This is a genomic window from Bradyrhizobium sp. WYCCWR 13022 (genome assembly GCF_030435535.1).
Lineage (GTDB): Bacteria > Pseudomonadota > Alphaproteobacteria > Rhizobiales > Xanthobacteraceae > Bradyrhizobium.
This window is the reverse complement of sequence record NZ_JAUIZJ010000019.1, coordinates 57,643-75,596: the sequence shown is the minus strand read 5'-3', so window position 1 is coordinate 75,596 and position 17,954 is coordinate 57,643. Positions and strand designations below refer to the sequence as shown.

The window sequence follows — 17,954 nt, the reverse complement described above, 5'->3', positions numbered from 1 at the left end:
CGCCACCACTGGAACGAGTTCAACTCGCCTCGTCGGCTGGCTTGGGGACCTCAATGACACCGTTTGAGTTGGCACTAGAAAACGATCTGAATGTCGAGGGGCAGCGGTTCGGGAACGACTGGCTCTTTCGCTGGCATGGCATGACATACGAGGGCGGAAAAACGGACGTGGATGACTTCCGCGGCGGCCGAATCTGCTACGCCGGCATCCGATTCGGAGATCAGCAGCAGCAAGTATATTGGCAAGCCATTGACCGGTATCTGATGCTGAAGGTCCATGAAACGTTCCAGCGGTGGGAAGCCGAAACCAGCCGCTATTCGAATAAGATTCGACTGGACTCGATCGCTGGCGTTGAGAGGAATTTGAATCAGTTCGTGACGAAAATCCTACAGCAAAGCCTCCAAACGGATCGTAGCCTGCGTTCAGTCCAGTCAACTATGCCGACAGCGTCGGCCGCGGGGACCAGGCCGGCGCTGAGATTATGCGTTTAGCCCAGGCGCATCGCGCTCTGCTGGAGGACAAGATCAAACACGAGCCGACGCAATTGCCCCTCTCGAAATGGGTTGAAGGGTTCTACGCCAACAACAAGGGCTTAATTTGGTTCGTGGGCGTGGTCCTCACCGCAGTCCTATCGGTGTGGGGGTTGTTTCACCGATAAGGCCGGTGGCGCTTCACGAATCAATTCTGCTTCCGGATTTGCACAACGTTGGCCGAGCGCCTTGGCTCGCAATAGGCCGCCCACGCATCCATGAGCTTGCGACGCTTATCGAGCGCATCGCTCCGCCGGTAGGCTTGCTCCGCTTTGTCGCCGATGACGTGCGCCAGCGCAGTCTCCACAACCTCGCGCGGGAAGTGGGAAACGTTGCCGGCCCAATCTCGGAAGCTCGAACGGAAGCCGTGTACGGTTGCGTCCGCAATCTTCATCCGGCGCAAGACCATTTCCATCGCCATGTTGGACAGCGGCTTGTTGCGGGCCTGCCCGGTCAAAACGAAATCGCCGGCTTTGAGCTTTTCAAGTTGGCGTAGGATTGCGACGGCTCGCGAGGAGAGGGGGACGCGATGCTCCCGACCCGCCTTCATCCGTTCCGCCGGCACCGTCCAGACTTTCTTATCGAGGTCGACTTCCGACCACTGCATTCCCAAGACCTCGCCAGAACGCGCGGCGGTTAGAATGCAAAGCTCCAGTGCCAGCGCCGCCGTTGCCTCCCGCTGCCTCAGATCGGCGATGAAGGCGGCGACCTCCTCATAGGGCATCGCCGGATGGTGGCCGCGCGCCAGCTTGAGCGGCTTGGGTAACAGGTGGTCCAGATGGCCGCGCCAGCGGGCAGGGTTCTCGCCATCGCGGAAGCCTTTGGCCTTAGCCGCGTCCAGAACCTTCTCAATTCGCCCGCGCACCCGTGATGCGGTTTCGGCTTTTGTGGTCCAGATCGGCTTTAGGACCGCCAGCACATCGTCGGTGGCGATGGTGTCCACTGGTTTCCCTCGCAGCGTTGCGGCATAGGTCTCCAGCGTCGATTTCCATTGTGCCTTGTGCTTCTCGTTGCGGAAGCCGGCCGAAAGTGCCTCGCGCACGTCGTCGGCCATTTCACCGAAGGTCGGGATGCCGCCGTCCCGCTTGCGCTCCTCAATGGGGTTCAACCCTTGGGCAATCTGCCGCCGCGCGCTCGCGGCCTTCTCACGGGCGTCAGTGAGGGGAACGTTGGCCGCGCTGCCAAGGCCCATTTCCTTGGCTCTCCCGCGCCACGTGAAGCGCAGAACCCATTTTCGGGCACCGGTGTCGGAAACGACCAGATAGAGGTTACCACCGTCGCTGTATTTGCCCGGCTTGGCGGTTTCGACTTTGCGCGCGGTGAGCTTGCTGGCCATTTTTGTCCCCGATCCGGTCCCCAAGTCGGTCCCCAAAAATAGCACGGCTTTGGGCGAACTGAAATAGACGGTGGCGGACAAGAGCGAATATCCAGCCGGTATTTATAGGAGATCCGTAATCATCGGCGGTCTGTGGCGAATGGCGAAAACCATAAGTTAGTCGGACACTCTCTCCGCCATACAGCCTCATACCATCAATTTCCACTTCCCCTCCCCCGCGCGCTTCAGCGCTGGATCGTTCACCCGGACATGCTCCGCCAAAAAGTCGATGAAGGCGCGCACGCGGGCCGGCAGGGGCGCTGCATGGCCGACATAGACGGCGTGGATGTCTTCGCGGTCGCCGGGATTATAGCTTTGCAGCACCGGCACGAGGCGGCCGGCTTCGATGTCGGGGCCGATGTGGAAGAGGGCGAGGCGAGCGAGGCCGGCGCCTCCGAGGCAGAGGCGGCGCGCGGCTTCGCCGTCGCTGACGCGGGCGGCAGGCGGCGGCACCGCCTCCTCGGTACGGTCGCCGCGTTTGAACGGCCAGCCGCCGCGGATGCGCGAAAAGGTCCAGCCGATGCCGCGATGCTCCGCAAGATCCGCCGGAGTCTTCGGCGTGCCCGCGCGCGCCAGATAATCCGGCGAGGCGACGACGACCATGCGGCTGGTGCCGAGCTTGCGCGCAATCAGGCGTGAAGTCTTCAGCGGACCGACGCGAATGGCGACGTCGGCGCGCTCCTGCATCAGGTCGATCAGCGTGTCCGTCAGCACGAGATCGAGCGTGATTTCGGGATGTCGTTCGAGAAAGCGCGGGACCAGCGGCATCAGATGCAGCATGCCGAAGGGGATGTTGCTGTTGACCGTGAGACGGCCGCGCGGCGTGGCGCCCGATGCCGCCTCGCGCTCGGCCTCCTCCATCTCGCCGAGGATGCGCAACGAGCGCTGGTAGAAGGCCTGGCCCTCCTCGGTCAGCGTCAGCTTGCGCGTGGTGCGGTTGATCAGCCGCGAGCCGAGCCGCGCCTCCAGCCGCGAGATCAGCTTGCTGACGCCCGACGGCGTCAGGCGCAGCCTTCGGGCGGCCTGCGTGAAGCCGCCGAGATCGACGACGCGGACGAAAACCTCCATCTCGGCGGAGCGGTTGGTGTCGAAATGGGCCATGTTGAATTCAGGTCACAAATGATTGGATTGCGGACGTTCTAATGGTTTTGTGCGAGCGCCGCTATCTGCGTGGCTCGTCTCATCCATTGGAGCCACGCATGCCTCCCGCCGTTCTCGCGCTCACCGCCGGTGCCTTCGGCATCGGCACTACCGAATTCATCATCATGGGCCTGCTGCTCCAGGTCGCCGCCGACATGCACGTCTCCGTGCCGGTCGCGGGCCTGCTCGTCTCCGGCTACGCGCTCGGCGTTTTCGTCGGCGCGCCGGTGCTGACGCTCGCGACCCGCCGGCTGCCGCGAAAGACCGTGCTGCTGGCGCTGATGGCGATTTTTACCCTCGGCAACGCGGCGTGCGCGCTGGCGCCGAACTACGAGCTCTTGATGGCGGCGCGCGTGCTGACCTCGCTGGCCCATGGCACCTTCTTCGGCGTCGGCTCGGTGGTCGCCACAAGCCTGGTCGCCGAGGACAAGCGCGCCTCCGCCATCGCGACCATGTTCATCGGCCTCACGGTCGCAACCCTGCTCGGCGTGCCGTTCGGTGCCTGGTTCGGCCTGATGCTCGGCTGGCGTGCGGCGTTCTGGGCGGTGACGGCGATCGGGGTGATCGCCTTTGCGGTGGTGGCGGTGCTGGTGCCCGGCCATGTCGGCAAAAACGACAAGCCGATCACGCTGGCGGAGGAGGTCGCAGTGCTTGGCCGACCGCAGGTGCTGCTTGGCCTTGCCATGACCGTATTCGGCTTTGCCGGTCTGTTCGTCGTCTTCACCTATATCCAGCCGATCCTGACGCGCTTCACAGGCTTCTCGGAAGCGGCGGTATCGCCGATCCTTCTGGTGTTCGGCGTTGGACTTGCGATCGGCAATGTCGCCGGCGGCAAGCTCGCCGATCGTGGCCTTGGCCGCGCGCTGACCGGCACGCTGGCTGCACTTGCCGTCGTGCTGGCTGGTCTTGCGGCTGTGCTGTCCGTGAAAATCCCGACGATCGCTCTGATCCTGCTGCTCGGCGTTGCGGCGTTCGCGACTGTCGCGCCGCTCCAGCTGCGCGTGCTGGAAGCTGCCGGCCCGAGCGGCCGTACGCTGGCTTCGAGTCTCAACATTGCTGCCTTCAATCTCGGCAACGCACTTGGTGCCTGGGCCGGTGGCGTCACCATCGATCGCGGGCTCGGCCTCTCCGCGCTGCCGCTGGTTGCGGCCGGCATCACGGCGGTCGGGCTCGCGCTGGCGCTGTGGAGCCTTCAGCTCGACCGCGGCCAGGCAGTCGTCGCGGCGTGCCCGGCAGAATAGGAGGAAGGTCACATGGAATATCGCAATCTCGGCGCTTCCGGACTCAAGGTGCCCGTTCTCGCCTTCGGCACCGGCACGTTCGGCGGGGAGGGCCCGCTGTTCTCGGCCTGGGGCCGCAGCGGCACTGACGAGGCGCGTCGACTGGTCGACATTTGCCTGGAGGCCGGCGTCAATCTGTTCGACAGCGCCGACGTCTATTCGAGCGGTGCCTCCGAGGAGATTCTCGGCGCCGCCATCAAGGGCCGGCGCGACAAGGTGCTGATCTCGACCAAGATGAGCCTGCCGATGGGCGATGGTCCGCTGGATGCCGGCTCGTCGCGGCATCGGCTGCTGGCTTCGGTCGATGCCGCGCTGCGGCGGCTAGGCACCGATTGTATCGACCTGCTCCAGCTCCATGCCTTCGACGCCTTCACGCCAATCGAGGAGGTGCTGTCCACGCTCGATACGCTCGTGCTTTCAGGCAAGCTGCGCTACGTCGGCGTCTCCAATTTCGCCGGATGGCAATTGATGAAGTCGCTGGCTATCGCCGACCGCCGCGGCTGGCAACGCTATGTCGCGCATCAGGTCTATTACTCGCTGCTCGGCCGCGACTACGAGTGGGAGCTGATGCCGCTCGCGCGCGATCAGGGCGTCGGTGCGCTGGTCTGGAGCCCGCTCGGCTGGGGCCGTCTCACCGGCAAGATCCGGCGCGATCAGCCATTGCCGCAAAACAGCCGCCTGCACGCGACTGCGCAGTTCGGACCACCCGTGGATGAGCAGCGGCTCCATGCCGTTGTCGATGTGCTCGACGCGATCGCCGCCGAGGCCGGCCGCACCGTGCCGCAGGTCGCGATCGCCTGGCTGCTGTCGCGCCCGACGGTCTCCTCGGTGATCATCGGCGCCCGCGACGAGGCGCAGCTGCGCGACAATCTCGGTGCCGTCGGCTGGTCGTTGGGCGCGGATCAACTGAGACGCCTCGACGAGGTCAGCACAGTGATGCCGCCTTATCCTTATTATCCGTATCGCATCCAGGACGGGTTTGCGCGGCTGAACCCACCGCTTGTGTGAGTCCATCGATCCCTGACAATTCGTCGCATTGGCGGCCGCCGCCAATGCGCCATGCAGAAACGCTGCTGTACAGGCTGCAGCGCCGTCCGTAACCTTCGCGTCGCAATTTCAGGAGATGCAACGTGGCGAAGAAGACGGCGACCAAGAAGAGAAGCTCTTCGAAGAAAGCAGCGAAAACCGCGAGCAAGATGACCGCCGTTCGCAAGGCGGCTGCGGCGAAGCCGGTCAAGAAAACAGTCAAGAAGGCCGCGCCACGTCGTCCCAGGGGGCCGGCCTGGCAATGGTCGGCGGTCGACACCGCGGCGGCGATCCGCTCCGGCGCAATCTCGGCGGTCGAGACCGTCGAGGCGCATCTGGAGCGGATGCATGCGGTCAATCCCAGGCTGAATGCGGTCGTCGTCGATCTCGGCGAGGACGCGCTGAAGGCCGCGCACGCGGCTGACAAGCAGCGCGCCAGAGGCGGCGAACTCGGCCTCCTGCACGGCGTGCCCATCACCATCAAGGAGAATGTCGATTACGAGGGCCGGCCCAATTACAACGGCGTACCCGCCAACAAGGGTCTCATCGCGCCGTCGGATTCGCCTGTCGTCCGCAACCTGAAGAAATCAGGAGCGATCGTCATCGGCCTCACCAACACGCCTGAATTCTCGTTCCGCGGCTTCACCGACAACCCGCTGCATGGGCTGACGCTCAATCCCTGGGACCCTGACATCACCTGCGGCGGCTCCTCGGGCGGCGCGGGATCGGCGGTCGCCGCCGGCATCGGCACCATCGCGCATGGCAACGACATCGGTGGCTCGCTGCGCTGGCCTGCGCATTGCAACGGCGTCGCGACGATCAAGCCGACGCAGGGCCGCATTCCAGCCTTCAACCCAAGCGCGACGGCGGAACGGCCGATGCTCGCGCATCTGATGTCGGCGCAGGGGCCGCTCGCCCGCCACGTCGGCGACGTCCGCCTGGCTCTTGAGGTCATGAGCCAGCGCGATCCGCGCGATCCCTGGTGGGTGCCGGCGCCGCTGACGGGGCCGAAGCCGAAGGGCCCGATCAAGGTCGCGCTGGCCAAGATCCCCGACGACATGAAGGTCGATCCGGCGGTCAGCGCGGCGCTCCGCCAGGCAGCGGATCACCTGGAGCGGTCCGGCTATCGCGTCAGTGAGGTCGACGTGCCCGACATCAACGGTGTTTGGCAGACCTGGTGCGACATCATTACCAACGAGACGGTGGTGATGCAGGAGGCCGGCATGCTGAAGGTCACGTCGGAAGATTTCCACAAGGCGTGGGGCGGAATGAAAGCCAAGGCCAATGTTCTCGACCTCAAGGCCTGGATGCAGGCGACCGCCGCGCGCAGCGGCCATATCCGCGCCTGGCAGCTGTTCTTCGAGGAGTATCCGGTGGTGCTGGCGCCGACCACGGTGAAGCCGACGCCGGGTCCGCGCGAGGACACCGTCAGCGCCGAGCGCGTCCAGGAAATATTCTGGGGCGAGATCCGCTTCATCTCGGCGATCAACGTGCTTGGCCTGCCCGGCGCCGTGGTGCCTGTGACCGTGCACGATGGCAAGCCGATCGGCGTGCAGCTGATCGCCGGACGCTATCGCGAGGATCTCGCGCTGGACGCTGCCGCCGCGATCGAGAAGCGCGCCGGCGTGCTGGCCCATCGGCTATGGGAAACCATGGCCTGACCTTTGCTTTCCGGGGGCTTCGCGCAACAAGCGCGAGGCCCTGACGAGGCGGTTGGATCAGTTCGTCAGATGCGAGGCTGCGATCGCCTTCTGGAACAGCGCGTTCAGCGCCGCGCTGATGCTGGAATCGCTCGAGACCTCGTAATAATAACCCGACGTCGCGCAAGCCTGCATCTTGGTCGCGATCGAGCTGCGGAACGGTGCGATGTAAGTGTTGTACCAGGAGTTGTTGGTGATCGCGAGATAGGTAGTGTAGAGCACCGCGATCTTGACGCCGCGCGCCTTGATGGTGTCGCAGATCGTCGTCGTCAGCGGCTCCTGGCACCGTCCCGACGACGTGATCACGGTCTGGCTGCAGGTCGAGGGATAGTAATAGTCGGCGACACCATCCGTGACGAAGAACAGCCATTTCTGCGGCGAGGAGGACGAGCCGTCGCCTGGCGTCGGGATCGTGGTGTTCATCGACGACATGGTGCCGTCGAAGTCGGTACACATATCGTTGTTGTAGTTGGTGTAGGGGATCGTCATCAGGTCGACGCCGGCAACTGCGGTCTTCACCGAGGACAGGCTCGAGGTGAGCGCAGAGATCGTGGTCAGGCCCATCGCGCCGCAGTCGCTGCCCATGGTGTAGACTGCCATCCGGTATTGATTGCTGACGAGCTGGCTGGCGGTGGCGGTGTCGGTCAGCGACTGCGTCGCGTCGCGCACCAGGTCGATCCGCATCTTGATCCCGAGGTTCTTCGCGATCGAGTAGTAGCTGTTGGTCTGCTTGGTCTTCTTCGAACTCGACGTATAGGTGTCGTGGCAGGCGAAGGCGCAGCTATCGGAGGTCGCGCTCTGCAGGGCCGTCATGTCCGCCGTGGTCGCGCCCAGTCCCTGCGACGGCGAATTGTCCAGCAGCACATAGAAATCGACATAGGCCGGCAATGAGGCCGCTGCGGTCGAGGACGCCGAGACGTCCATGGTCTTGTAGCCGAGAATCCCCATGAAATAGGTCGTCACCGTCGCCGACGCCGTTCCCGTGGCGGTTCGGGTGGTGACGCTGTCGACCACGTTGATGGTCACGGCGGTCGAGCTCATGCCGAGCGCGGACATCTGTCCGGTGAACGTGTTCAGCGCATCGCTCTGCGCCGCCGAAGTGCTCCTGGTGATTTCGCTCTTGGCGGTGGCGACCAGTACGGCGGTGTCGAGCGCAGAGGCCAGCTTCGCTCTCGCCCGGGCGGCCAGGGAATAGTCGACGGCGGCGCCGACGAAGGACAGCAGCGGCACCAGCGCGAGCGCGAAGATGACGGCGATATTGCCACGGCGGTCGGAAGCAAATTTCGACAAGAGGCGATGAGCATTCCCGGTGGCAATGTTCAAGCAAACACATCCTTACGCGAACAACGATGCGCGGACGCTAGCATCGTGGAACTTACGCAAGGGTTGACCGGGTTCCATAAACGCGTGTCTGCATGTTGCTGATCGTATCGCCGGTGGGACGAAATTGCCTATAAAAATAGCCGTTTTTGCGTACCTCACTCGGCGAATCCCGTAGTACTCCGGGGGCGCGCTTGACCGGCGCCGGCGTTTGCATCCAACCTGCACGCAGGTCGCGCCGAGCGAGAGCGCGTCAACTTGCAGTAGGGGAGGACGGCATGCCGGACAATCTTCCGGTCATCCTGCATCATTTCGACGAGTCGCCATTCTCCGAGAAGATCCGTCTCATCTTCGGGCTGAAGAACATGGCGTGGACCTCGGTGCGCATCTCCAGGATCATGCCACGCCCCGACCTGATGCCGATGACCGGAGGGTATCGGCGCACACCGGTGATGCAGATCGGCGCGGACATCTATTGCGACACCCAGCGCATCGCCCGTGAGCTCGAACGTCGCTTTCCTGCGCCGACCCTGTTTCCTGATCGAAGCGAGGGGCTCGCCTGGGCGAGCGCGATGTGGACCGACAAATCCTTCTTCCAGAACACGGTGAACCTGGTGTTCGGTTCACTCGCCGACAAGGTGCCGCAGAGCTTCATCGAGGATCGCGAGAAGCTGCGTGGCGCCAGGTTCGACGTCGCGGCGATGACGGCGGCGATCCCGCAAATGCGCGACCAGTATCGCGCGCATGTCGGCTGGATCGAGGCCGAACTGGCCGGAGGTCACCAATGGCTGTGCGGGAGCGCGGCGGGCCTGATAGACATCAACGCTTACATGAATGTCTGGTACGTCCGCTCCAACCTGCCGGTCGCCGATCAACTGCTTGCCGAGTTTCCCAGGTTGCGCGCCTGGGAGGAGCGCGTCCGCGCGATCGGCCATGGCATGCGGACCGAGATGTCGGCCGCGGAGGCGCTCCAGGTCGGCCGGGCAGCAACGCCGCAGACGCGGGAGACGGACGACCCCCACGATCCCAACGGCCGCAAGGTCGGCGACCTCGTCGACGTCAGGCCCGACGATTACGGCAAGATCGCCGTGCGCGGACGAATCGTGGCGCTGTCGGCCCAGAGCATCGCCATCCGCCGCCACGACGACCTCGCGGGCGAGATCGTCGTCCACTTTCCGCGCGCGGGCTTCCTGGTGACGCCAGCGGCGTAGTTAATCCAAATCGACTCAAATTTTAGCCGATTCACCAACAACCATTAGGGTTACTTCCTCGATCTCTAAGCGAATTATTGTCCGCTTTACCACCGGCCTCTAACAGAGGGACGGCGGACAACGCACATGCCTCATACAGGCCAATAAGTGCGGCCCGCGTCCCACGCGGAGGTGGTACGATGCGCAACGAGACGATCGCTATTCACGCCGGCTACGAGCCCGAAGCCACCACGCACGCGGTTGCCGTGCCGATCTACCAGACCGCGGCCTACGCGTTCGACAGCGCCGACCACGGCGCGGCGCTCTTCAATCTCGAGGCCGAAGGTTTCCGCTACAGCCGCATCGCCAATCCCACCAGCGCCGTGCTGGAGAAGCGCATCGCCCAGCTCGAAGGCGGCGTCGGCGCGCTCGCGGTCGCGACCGGTCAGGCCGCACTGCATTTCGCCTTCGTCAACGTCGCCGATCACGGCGGCAACATCGTTTCCGTGCCGCAGCTCTACGGCACCACGCACACGCTGCTCTCCCACATCCTGCCGCGGCAGGGCATCACCGGCCGCTTTGCCGAGAGCGATGCGCCCGACGCCATCGCAAGGCTGATCGACGAGAATACCCGCGCCGTATTCGCCGAGACCATCGGCAATCCTGCCGGCAATGTCTGCGACATCGAGGCGCTGGCCAAGATCGCGCACGCCCATGGCGTGCCGCTGATCGTCGACAACACGGTCGCAACGCCCATTCTGCTCAAGCCGTTCGACTACGGCGCCGACATCGCCGTGCACTCGCTGACCAAGTTTCTGGGCGGCCACGGCACCACGCTCGGCGGCGCCATCGTCGATTCCGGAAACTTCCCCTGGGCGGAGCATGCCGACCGCTTCCCGGCCTACAACAAGCCGGACGCCTCCTATCACGGCCTCGTCTATGCCGAGCGCTTCGGCAAGACCGCCTATATCGAGCGCGCCCGCAGCGTCTATCAGCGCACCATGGGTTCGGTGCTGTCGCCGTTCAACGCCTTCCTGCTGCTCCAAGGCATCGAGACCGTGGCGCTGCGCATGGAGCGCCATTGTGAGAACGCCCGCAAGGTCGCCGAATTCCTGCGCAACGACCCGCGTGTCGCCTGGGTGAATTACACCGGCTTCCCGGATAGCCCCTATTATCCGCTGGTCCGGAAATATCTCGACGGCAATGCCTCATCGCTGTTCACCTTCGGCATCAAGGGCGGCATGGAGGCCGGCAAGGCCTTCTACGATGCGTTGAAGCTGATCACGCGTCTCGTCAATATCGGCGACGCCAAGTCGCTGGCCTGCCATCCCGCATCGACCACGCATCGGCAGATGTCGGCGGAGCAGCAGCGCACCGCCGGCGTGCTGCCGGAGACCATCCGCCTCTCGATCGGCATCGAGCATGCTGCCGATATCATCGAGGACATCGACCAGGCTCTGGAAAAGGCCTGTCCGGCCGCGCGTCTTCAGGCCGCGGAGTAGGCAATCGGGCCGATGAGCGTCCTGATCGCCAGGGATCAAGGTATCGCAAGTCCGGCGCTGGTGCCGGCCGAGGGCGATCCCGCGCGCGATCATGGCGACGCTGAGCTCACCATCGGACTGATGAACAACATGCCCGATCCTGCGCTGAAGGCGACCGAACGGCAGTTCATGAAACTGCTCCAGGCCGCTGCAGGGCCCCGCCGCATCCGCTTCCATTGCTTTTCGCTGCCGACGGTGAAGCGCTCGCCGGAAGCGAAATGGCACGTCGAGAGTGAATATTCCGATCTCTCCGATCTCGGGCGGCAGACCTTCGACGGGCTTATCGTCACCGGCGCCGAGCCGATCGCGCCCGAACTGGACCAGGAGCCATATTGGCGCGACCTCACCGAGCTGATCGACTGGGCCAAGGTCAACACCCGCTCGACGATCTGGTCGTGCCTCGCCGCCCATGCGGCCGTGCTGCATCTCGATCGCGTCGAACGCCGGCGCCTGCCGACCAAATGTCACGGTATCTTTGACTGTGAACCCACAACCGCCGATCCGCTGACGCGCGATGCGCCCGCGCCGCTCAAGGTCTCGCATTCGCGCCTGAACGAAGTCACTGCCGACGATCTCACACAGGCCGGCTATCAGGTGCTGACCCGGTCGGCCCAAGCCGGGGTCGACGTCTTCGTCAGGCAATATGCCAGCCGCTTCGTGTTCTTCCAGGGCCATCCTGAATACGACGCGCTGTCGCTCCAGCGCGAATATCTGCGCGACATCGGCCGCTACCTCGCGCGCGAGCGCGAGGTCTATCCGGCCCTTCCCGTGAGTTATTTTGACGCAGCGACGGAAGAGAAGCTCGCTCGCTTCGAGAAGCGGGCGAGGCACCAGCGCCATCCGGCGCTGACCAACGAGCTGCCGGCGCTGACTTTGCGCGCCGATATCGCCGCCGGCACCGCTGCAGCGGCGCTATTTCGCAACTGGCTGCAATATCTCGGCGCGGAGACGGATGCTCCGCTGCTCGCGCGTTGACCCGGAGCCGCAGGTTCCGCGTTAGGATTACCGGGGCGTTAAGCTTGCCTCAGGCCGTGCGCAAATGTTTCAGTGCAGAAATATGAAATCACAGGAAACGCACCCGTGCTGTCGGCCCTCAACGGACGCGTGAGCAATCGACTGGCCCGGCATTTCCGCGCCGCGCCGCACCGTTTGCCGGCGCATGCGCCGATGGTTAGCTTCACCTTTGATGACGCGCCCGACAGCGCCGCAGGCGAGGGCGCCGCGCTGCTGGAGGCTCATGGCGGGCGCGGCACCTTCTATCTCTCCGGCAGCTTGATCGACCAGCCCGACGATCATTGGCACGGCCTGTCGAACGGTGCGATCGTCCGGCTGCATCGTGCCGGCCACGAGATCGGTTGCCATACCTTCTCGCATCTGCGCGCGGTGGATCTCGACGAGAGCGCGATGGCGCACGAGATCGAACGCAACCGCAGTCATTTCCTCGGCATCGACTCCTCGATCCGGCTCGAGAATTTCGCCTATCCTTATGGGCTCGCCTCGGTCTGGCGCAAGCCGCAGCTCGCCCAAAACTTCCGCTCTGCGCGGGGCATCCTTCCGGGCGTCAACAGTGACGTCATCGATCTCCAGTTCCTGCGCGCTTCGCCGCTGGTCAATTGCGAGATCGACACGGCGGGCGTGGACCGCTACTTCGACGAGGCCGTCGCAAGCGGCGGCTGGCTGATCTTCTACGGTCATGACGTCGTCGATGCGCCGAGCCCCTATGGCTGCACGCCGGCCCTGCTGCGCCACGCGCTGGAGGCGGCGGAAAGGCGCAACATGCCGATCGTGACCGTCGCGGAGGCCCTGCGCAGGATTGGGGCGTAGCTTTTCAACCTCTACCCGCTTGTGGAGGGAGAAGATGTGCTTGCCACGCCAACGCCGCCATGCGACTGGCGTTGTGACGAATCTCTCAAAGCCTCCGACACGCCCATGTCCGCCCCTTCCACCGCTCCGCTGCCAGCGCCGGCCGACGGCCGTGATGCGCTGTCGGTGCTGCATTCAGTGTTCGGCCTGCCGGGCTTTCGCGGGGCGCAGGGCGAGATCGTCAGGCACGTCACCGATGGCGGCAATTGCCTGGTGCTGATGCCGACCGGCGGCGGCAAGTCGCTATGCTATCAATTGCCGTCGTTGCTGCGCGAAGGCTGCGGCATCGTGGTCTCGCCGCTGATCGCGTTGATGCGCGACCAGGTCGCAGGCCTGATCGAGGCCGGCGTCAACGCCGCCGCATTGAACTCGTCGCTGTCGTTCCAGGAGGCTTCCGACATCGAGCGGCGCCTGATCGCGGGCGATCTCGACCTGCTCTATGTCGCTCCGGAGCGGCTGGTGACCCCGCGCTGCCTGTCGATGCTGGCGCAGGCCAAGGTGGCGCTGTTCGCGATCGACGAGGCGCATTGCGTCTCGCAATGGGGGCACGATTTCCGGCCTGAATATGTCGGCCTCTCCATCATCGCCGAGCGCTTTCCCGACGTGCCGCGCATCGCGCTGACCGCGACGGCGGATGAGCTGACGCGGAAGGAGATCGTCCACCGGCTCCAGCTCGCGGACAGCCCGCAATTCGTCTCGAGCTTCGACCGCCCCAACATCCGCTACGAGATCGTCGACAAGCGCAACGCGGTGTCGCAGCTGAAGGAGTTCATCCGGGACCGCCACACTGGCGACGCCGGCGTGGTCTATTGCCTGTCGCGCAACAGGGTCGAGGAAGTCGCCGCTGCGCTCGACGATGCGGGCATTGCGGCGCTGCCTTATCACGCCGGGCTCGATAGCCAGGTGCGCTCGCGCAATCAGGACCGCTTCCTCAACGAGGACGGCATCGTCATCGTCGCGACCATCGCCTTCGGCATGGGCATCGACAAGCCCGACGTCCGCTTCGTCGCCCATCTTGATTTGCCCAAGAGCATCGAGGCCTATTATCAGGAAACCGGCCGTGCGGGGCGCGACGGCAAGCCTTCGGCCGCCTGGATGGCCTATGGCCTCTCCGACATCGTGCAGCAGCGCCGCATGATCGACGAGTCCAGTGGCTCCGACGACTTCAAGCGCGTGTCGATCGGCAAGCTCGATGCGCTGGTCGGGCTCGCCGAGACCACGCAGTGCCGGCGGAGGCGGTTGCTCGCCTATTTCGGCGAGACCCTGCATGGCGAGAGCTGCGGAAATTGCGACAATTGCCTGACGCCGCCGAAAATGCGCGAAGGCAAGGTGTTGGCCCAGAAGCTGCTGTCCTGTGCCTACCGCACCGGACAACGTTTCGGTGCGATGCACCTGATCGATGTGCTGATCGGGCGTCTGACCGAAAAAGTGACGCAGTTCGGCCACGACAAATTGTCCGTGTTCGGGATCGGGCGCGAACTCAACGAAAAGCAGTGGCGCACCGTGCTGCGGCAGCTGGTGGCAATGGGACATTTGCAGGCCGATAGCGAAGCCTTCGGCGCGCTGAAGCTGACCGACTCTGCGCGCGGCGTGCTCCGCGGCGAGACCGAGGTATGGTTGCGCGAAGAGGCGCCCACGACGCGCGTTCGCGCCAGCCGAACAAGATCCCGCCGCGGCGACCTCGCGCCGGCTGCCGGCGCGCCGCAGGGCGATGTCGATCCCGCGCTGCGCGCGCGCTTGCGGTCCTGGCGTTCGGATGTGGCGCGCGAGCGCGGCGTCCCTGCCTATGTCGTGCTGCACGATGCCACCATCGACGGCATCGTCCGGGCCTGGCCGACCACGCTCGACGAATTGCGCAACGTCCCCGGCATCGGCGACAAGAAGCTCGAGCACTACGGCGACGAACTGCTGCAGATCGTCAGGACGCGGTAGGATATCTTGTCATCCCGGACAAACGCAGCGAAGCGGAGCGCAGATCCTGGATCCATACCGCGTGATTTATCTTGAGGCAGGGGGGAGACGTCCTTCGCCAAACGTCTCCCTGGGGTCATGGGTCCCGGCTTTCGCCGGGACGACAGTTGAGGGCGGGCTCGAGCCAGGCTACCTCAGCCGTTCCTGAACGCGTAACCATAACCGTTCAGCGCCGGCGCGCCGCCGAGATGGGCGTAGAGGATCTTCGCGCCCTTCTCGAAATGGTTCTTCTTCACGAGGTCGATCAGGCCCTGCATCGATTTGCCTTCATAGACAGGGTCGGTGATCATGGCTTCGAGTCGCGCGGTGAGGCGGATCGCTTCCTTGGTCTCTTCCGAGGGCACGCCATAGGCGGGATAGGCGTAGTCCTCGATCAGCACGACGTCGTCTGCAACGATGTCCTTGCCGAGTTCGACGAGTTTCGCGGTGTTCTGGGCGATCGCGAGCACCTGCGCTTTCGTCTGCGCCGGGGTGAACGAGGCATCGATGCCGATCACCTTTCGCGCACGGCCGTCGGCGGCGAAGCCGACCAGCATACCGCCATGGGTCGAGCCGGTGACGGTGCAGACGATGACGTAGTCGAACTTGAAGCCGAGCTCGGCTTCCTGCTTGCGTACTTCCTCGGCAAAGCCGACATAGCCGAGCCCGCCGAATTTATGCACGGAGGCGCCGGCCGGGATTGCGTAGGGCTTGCCGCCGGCGGCTTTCACTTCCTCGATCGCCTGCTCCCAGCTCTTGCGGATGCCGATGTCGAAGCCGTCGTCGACCAGGCGCACGTCGGCGCCCATGATGCGCGAGAGCATGATGTTGCCGACGCGGTCATAGACGGCGTCCTCGTGCGGCACCCAGGCTTCCTGCACCAGGCGGCACTTCATGCCGATCTTGGCCGCTACGGCCGCGATCATGCGGGTGTGGTTCGACTGCACGCCGCCGATCGAGACCAGCGTGTCGGCGTTCGAGGCGATCGCGTCGGGAATGATGTATTCGAGCTTGCGCAGCTTGTTGCCGCCGTAGGCGAGGCCGGAATTGCAGTCCTCGCGCTTGGCGTAGATCTCGACGTTGCCGCCGAGATGCTTCGACAGCCGCTCCAGCTTCTCGATGGGCGTCGGGCCGAAGGTGAGCGGATAGCGTGCGAATTTGTCCAGGTTCATTGGATCATCCCAATTGGCGTTGTGTCTGGGATGTGCCTAGCATTGCACCGCAAGAAGGTGCTTTCGAATATTGCACCGTTCTTGTGAGTGGTCTTGCACGATATTCGAGTTTGGCTATTAGTTCTTCCAGAGTGTGCCTATTTTACGGAAGTTTCTTCCATGTCAGCTAGACTGGACCGCATCGACCTCAAGATGTTGAGATTGCTGCAGAATAACGGTCGGCTCAGCAATGCCGAGCTGGCCGCATCAGTCGCGATCAGCCCCGCCACCTGCCATCGCCGCACCCAGCGCCTGTTCGAGGATGGCTTCATCGCCGCTGTCCGGGCCATGGTGGAGCCGAAGAAAGTGGCGAAGGGCACGCTGGTGATGGTCGGCGTGGTGCTCGACCGCTCGACCCCGGAGAGCTTTGCCACCTTCGAGCAGGCGATCGCCAGGCTGAAATTCGTGCTCGACTGCCACCTCGTCGCCGGCGACTTCGACTATTTCCTCAAAATCCGCGTCGGCGACATGGAAGATTTCAACCGCATCCACGGCGAGCAGCTCATCGCGCTGCCCGGCGTCCGGCAGACCCGCACCTTCTTCGTCATGAAAGAGGTCGTCGACAACGCGCCGCTGGAGTTCTAAGCGGGACCCATTGATGCGCAATATGCCTCATGCGAGATTCGACCGATGCAGCCGCTTCCCTTTCGCCAGCACGATCCCGCCGCCCCCAGCTATCGGCGCGGCTGGGTCGACGAGGCCATCGCCGCGATCGAAGCCGATCAGTGCCGCACGGCCGACACTCATCTGATCCGGCTGATCGTTCCGGCACTCTCGGGCATCGACCTCTATCTGAAGGACGAGTCCACGCACCCGACCGGAAGCCTCAAGCATCGGCTGGCGCGCTCGCTGTTCCTCTACGCGCTCTGCAATGGCCACATTCGCCAAGGTACGCCCGTTGTCGAGGCGTCGTCCGGCTCCACTGCGGTGTCGGAAGCCTATTTCGCACAGATGATCGGTGTGCCCTTCTACGCCGTGATGCCGCGCACGACCTCGGCGGAGAAGATCGCCGCGATCGAGCATTACGGCGGCAATTGCCACCTGATCGACGATGGCCGCGCGCTCTATGCCGAGGCGGCCGCGCTCGCCGCGCGTCTGGACGGTCACTACATGGACCAGTTCACTTTCGCCGAGCGTGCCACCGACTGGCGCGGCAACAACAACATCGCCGAATCGATCTTCACGCAATTGAAGGGCGAACCGCGGCCGCTGCCGGACTGGATCGTGATGGGAGCGGGTACCGGCGGCACCTCGGCCACCATCGGCCGCTATTTGCGCTATCGCCAGTATCCGACACGGCTATGCGTTGCCGATGTCGAGCATTCCGCTTTCTTCGACTGCTTCCGCGCGCAGGATCGCTCGCGTGTTTGCGAGCGTCCCTCGTTGATCGAAGGCGTCGGCCGGCCGCGCTGCGAGCCGTCCTTCGTGCCAGGCGTGGTCGACCGCATGATGAAGATCCCGGATGCGGCGACGATCGCCGCGATGAACGTGTTGTCGCGCTGGCTGCGCCGCGCGGTCGGCGGCTCCACGGGGACCAATTTCCTTGTGCTGTGCCGGTTGGCCTCGGAAATGCGAAAGGCAGGCCAGACCGGATCGCTCGTGACGTTGATCTGCGATTCCGGCGAGCGTTACCGGCAGACCTATTATGAGCCGAATTGGCTGAAGGCCCGCGGCCTCGATCCGGGGCCGGTCGAGGCGGCCCTATCGTCGTTCCTCGCGACGGGTGAGCCGTTGACGCTCACAGTCGACGACGTCGGAAATCCGCAGAGCATATGAAGCCCTGCGTCATAGCCGGGGCCGCGGTCCGCGCCAGGAACGGTGCCGCCGC

General features: G+C 64.3%; 15 protein-coding genes. 10 read left to right on the top strand and 5 right to left on the bottom strand.

What is annotated here, in order from left to right:
* Positions 1-74: 74 nt before the first annotated feature.
* The 3 genes from QY049_RS25740 to QY049_RS25730 form a co-directional block, all read right to left on the bottom strand.
* Complete coding sequence (locus QY049_RS25740; protein WP_301270087.1) at positions 75-278, bottom strand: hypothetical protein; 204 nt, start codon at positions 276-278, stop codon at positions 75-77.
* Positions 279-678: 400 nt separating this feature from the next.
* The gene (locus QY049_RS25735) at positions 679-1,866 is read right to left on the bottom strand and encodes a site-specific integrase (RefSeq protein WP_301270096.1); all 1,188 of its coding nucleotides are present in this window, start codon (positions 1,864-1,866) and stop codon (positions 679-681) included.
* Positions 1,867-2,052: 186 nt separating this feature from the next.
* Positions 2,053-3,006: a LysR family transcriptional regulator gene (locus QY049_RS25730; protein WP_258764661.1), complete on the bottom strand. Its 954-nt coding sequence runs from the start codon at positions 3,004-3,006 to the stop codon at positions 2,053-2,055.
* Between the two features lie 98 nt (positions 3,007-3,104).
* On the opposite strand from QY049_RS25730, the gene QY049_RS25725 reads away from it, so the two are divergent.
* The 3 genes from QY049_RS25725 (at position 3,105) to QY049_RS25715 (ending at position 7,012) form a co-directional block, all read left to right on the top strand.
* Positions 3,105-4,286: an MFS transporter gene (locus QY049_RS25725; RefSeq protein WP_194479068.1), complete on the top strand. Its 1,182-nt coding sequence runs from the start codon at positions 3,105-3,107 to the stop codon at positions 4,284-4,286.
* A 12-nt stretch (positions 4,287-4,298) separates the two neighbouring features.
* Positions 4,299-5,333, top strand: a complete 1,035-nt coding sequence (locus tag QY049_RS25720; RefSeq protein ID WP_301270086.1) for an aldo/keto reductase — start codon at positions 4,299-4,301, stop codon at positions 5,331-5,333.
* 122 nt (positions 5,334-5,455) lie between these two features.
* Complete coding sequence (locus QY049_RS25715) at positions 5,456-7,012, top strand: amidase family protein (protein WP_258764663.1); 1,557 nt, start codon at positions 5,456-5,458, stop codon at positions 7,010-7,012.
* 57 nt (positions 7,013-7,069) lie between these two features.
* Here the strand turns inward: QY049_RS25715 and QY049_RS25710 are convergent, their stop codons facing one another.
* Complete coding sequence (locus QY049_RS25710; protein WP_258764664.1) at positions 7,070-8,341, bottom strand: TadE/TadG family type IV pilus assembly protein; 1,272 nt, start codon at positions 8,339-8,341, stop codon at positions 7,070-7,072.
* A gap of 308 nt (positions 8,342-8,649) precedes the next feature.
* On the opposite strand from QY049_RS25710, the gene QY049_RS25705 reads away from it, so the two are divergent.
* The 5 genes from QY049_RS25705 to recQ all read left to right on the top strand — a co-directional run bounded on the left by QY049_RS25705 (position 8,650) and on the right by recQ (position 14,897).
* Positions 8,650-9,582 (top strand): glutathione S-transferase family protein, encoded by a 933-nt coding sequence (locus QY049_RS25705; RefSeq protein WP_258764665.1) that lies wholly within the window; start codon positions 8,650-8,652, stop codon positions 9,580-9,582.
* 179 nt (positions 9,583-9,761) lie between these two features.
* Complete coding sequence (locus QY049_RS25700) at positions 9,762-11,063, top strand: O-acetylhomoserine aminocarboxypropyltransferase/cysteine synthase family protein (RefSeq protein ID WP_194479073.1); 1,302 nt, start codon at positions 9,762-9,764, stop codon at positions 11,061-11,063.
* Between the two features lie 12 nt (positions 11,064-11,075).
* The gene (locus QY049_RS25695; protein ID WP_258764666.1) at positions 11,076-12,077 is read left to right on the top strand and encodes a homoserine O-succinyltransferase; all 1,002 of its coding nucleotides are present in this window, start codon (positions 11,076-11,078) and stop codon (positions 12,075-12,077) included.
* A 105-nt stretch (positions 12,078-12,182) separates the two neighbouring features.
* The gene (locus QY049_RS25690) at positions 12,183-12,926 is read left to right on the top strand and encodes a polysaccharide deacetylase family protein (RefSeq protein WP_258764667.1); all 744 of its coding nucleotides are present in this window, start codon (positions 12,183-12,185) and stop codon (positions 12,924-12,926) included.
* Between the two features lie 105 nt (positions 12,927-13,031).
* The gene (gene recQ, locus QY049_RS25685) at positions 13,032-14,897 is read left to right on the top strand and encodes a DNA helicase RecQ (RefSeq protein WP_258764668.1); all 1,866 of its coding nucleotides are present in this window, start codon (positions 13,032-13,034) and stop codon (positions 14,895-14,897) included.
* A gap of 173 nt (positions 14,898-15,070) precedes the next feature.
* On the opposite strand, the gene QY049_RS25680 is transcribed toward recQ, so the two are convergent.
* Positions 15,071-16,087, bottom strand: coding sequence for a 1-aminocyclopropane-1-carboxylate deaminase (locus QY049_RS25680; protein ID WP_194479077.1), 1,017 nt, complete (start codon positions 16,085-16,087; stop codon positions 15,071-15,073).
* Positions 16,088-16,246: 159 nt separating this feature from the next.
* Between QY049_RS25680 and QY049_RS25675 the strand changes: the two genes are divergently transcribed.
* Both QY049_RS25675 and QY049_RS25670 read left to right on the top strand, forming a co-directional pair.
* Positions 16,247-16,711 (top strand): Lrp/AsnC family transcriptional regulator, encoded by a 465-nt coding sequence (locus QY049_RS25675; RefSeq protein WP_194479078.1) that lies wholly within the window; start codon positions 16,247-16,249, stop codon positions 16,709-16,711.
* A 45-nt stretch (positions 16,712-16,756) separates the two neighbouring features.
* Positions 16,757-17,902, top strand: coding sequence for a PLP-dependent cysteine synthase family protein (locus QY049_RS25670; protein ID WP_258764672.1), 1,146 nt, complete (start codon positions 16,757-16,759; stop codon positions 17,900-17,902).
* Positions 17,903-17,954 lie beyond the last annotated feature (52 nt).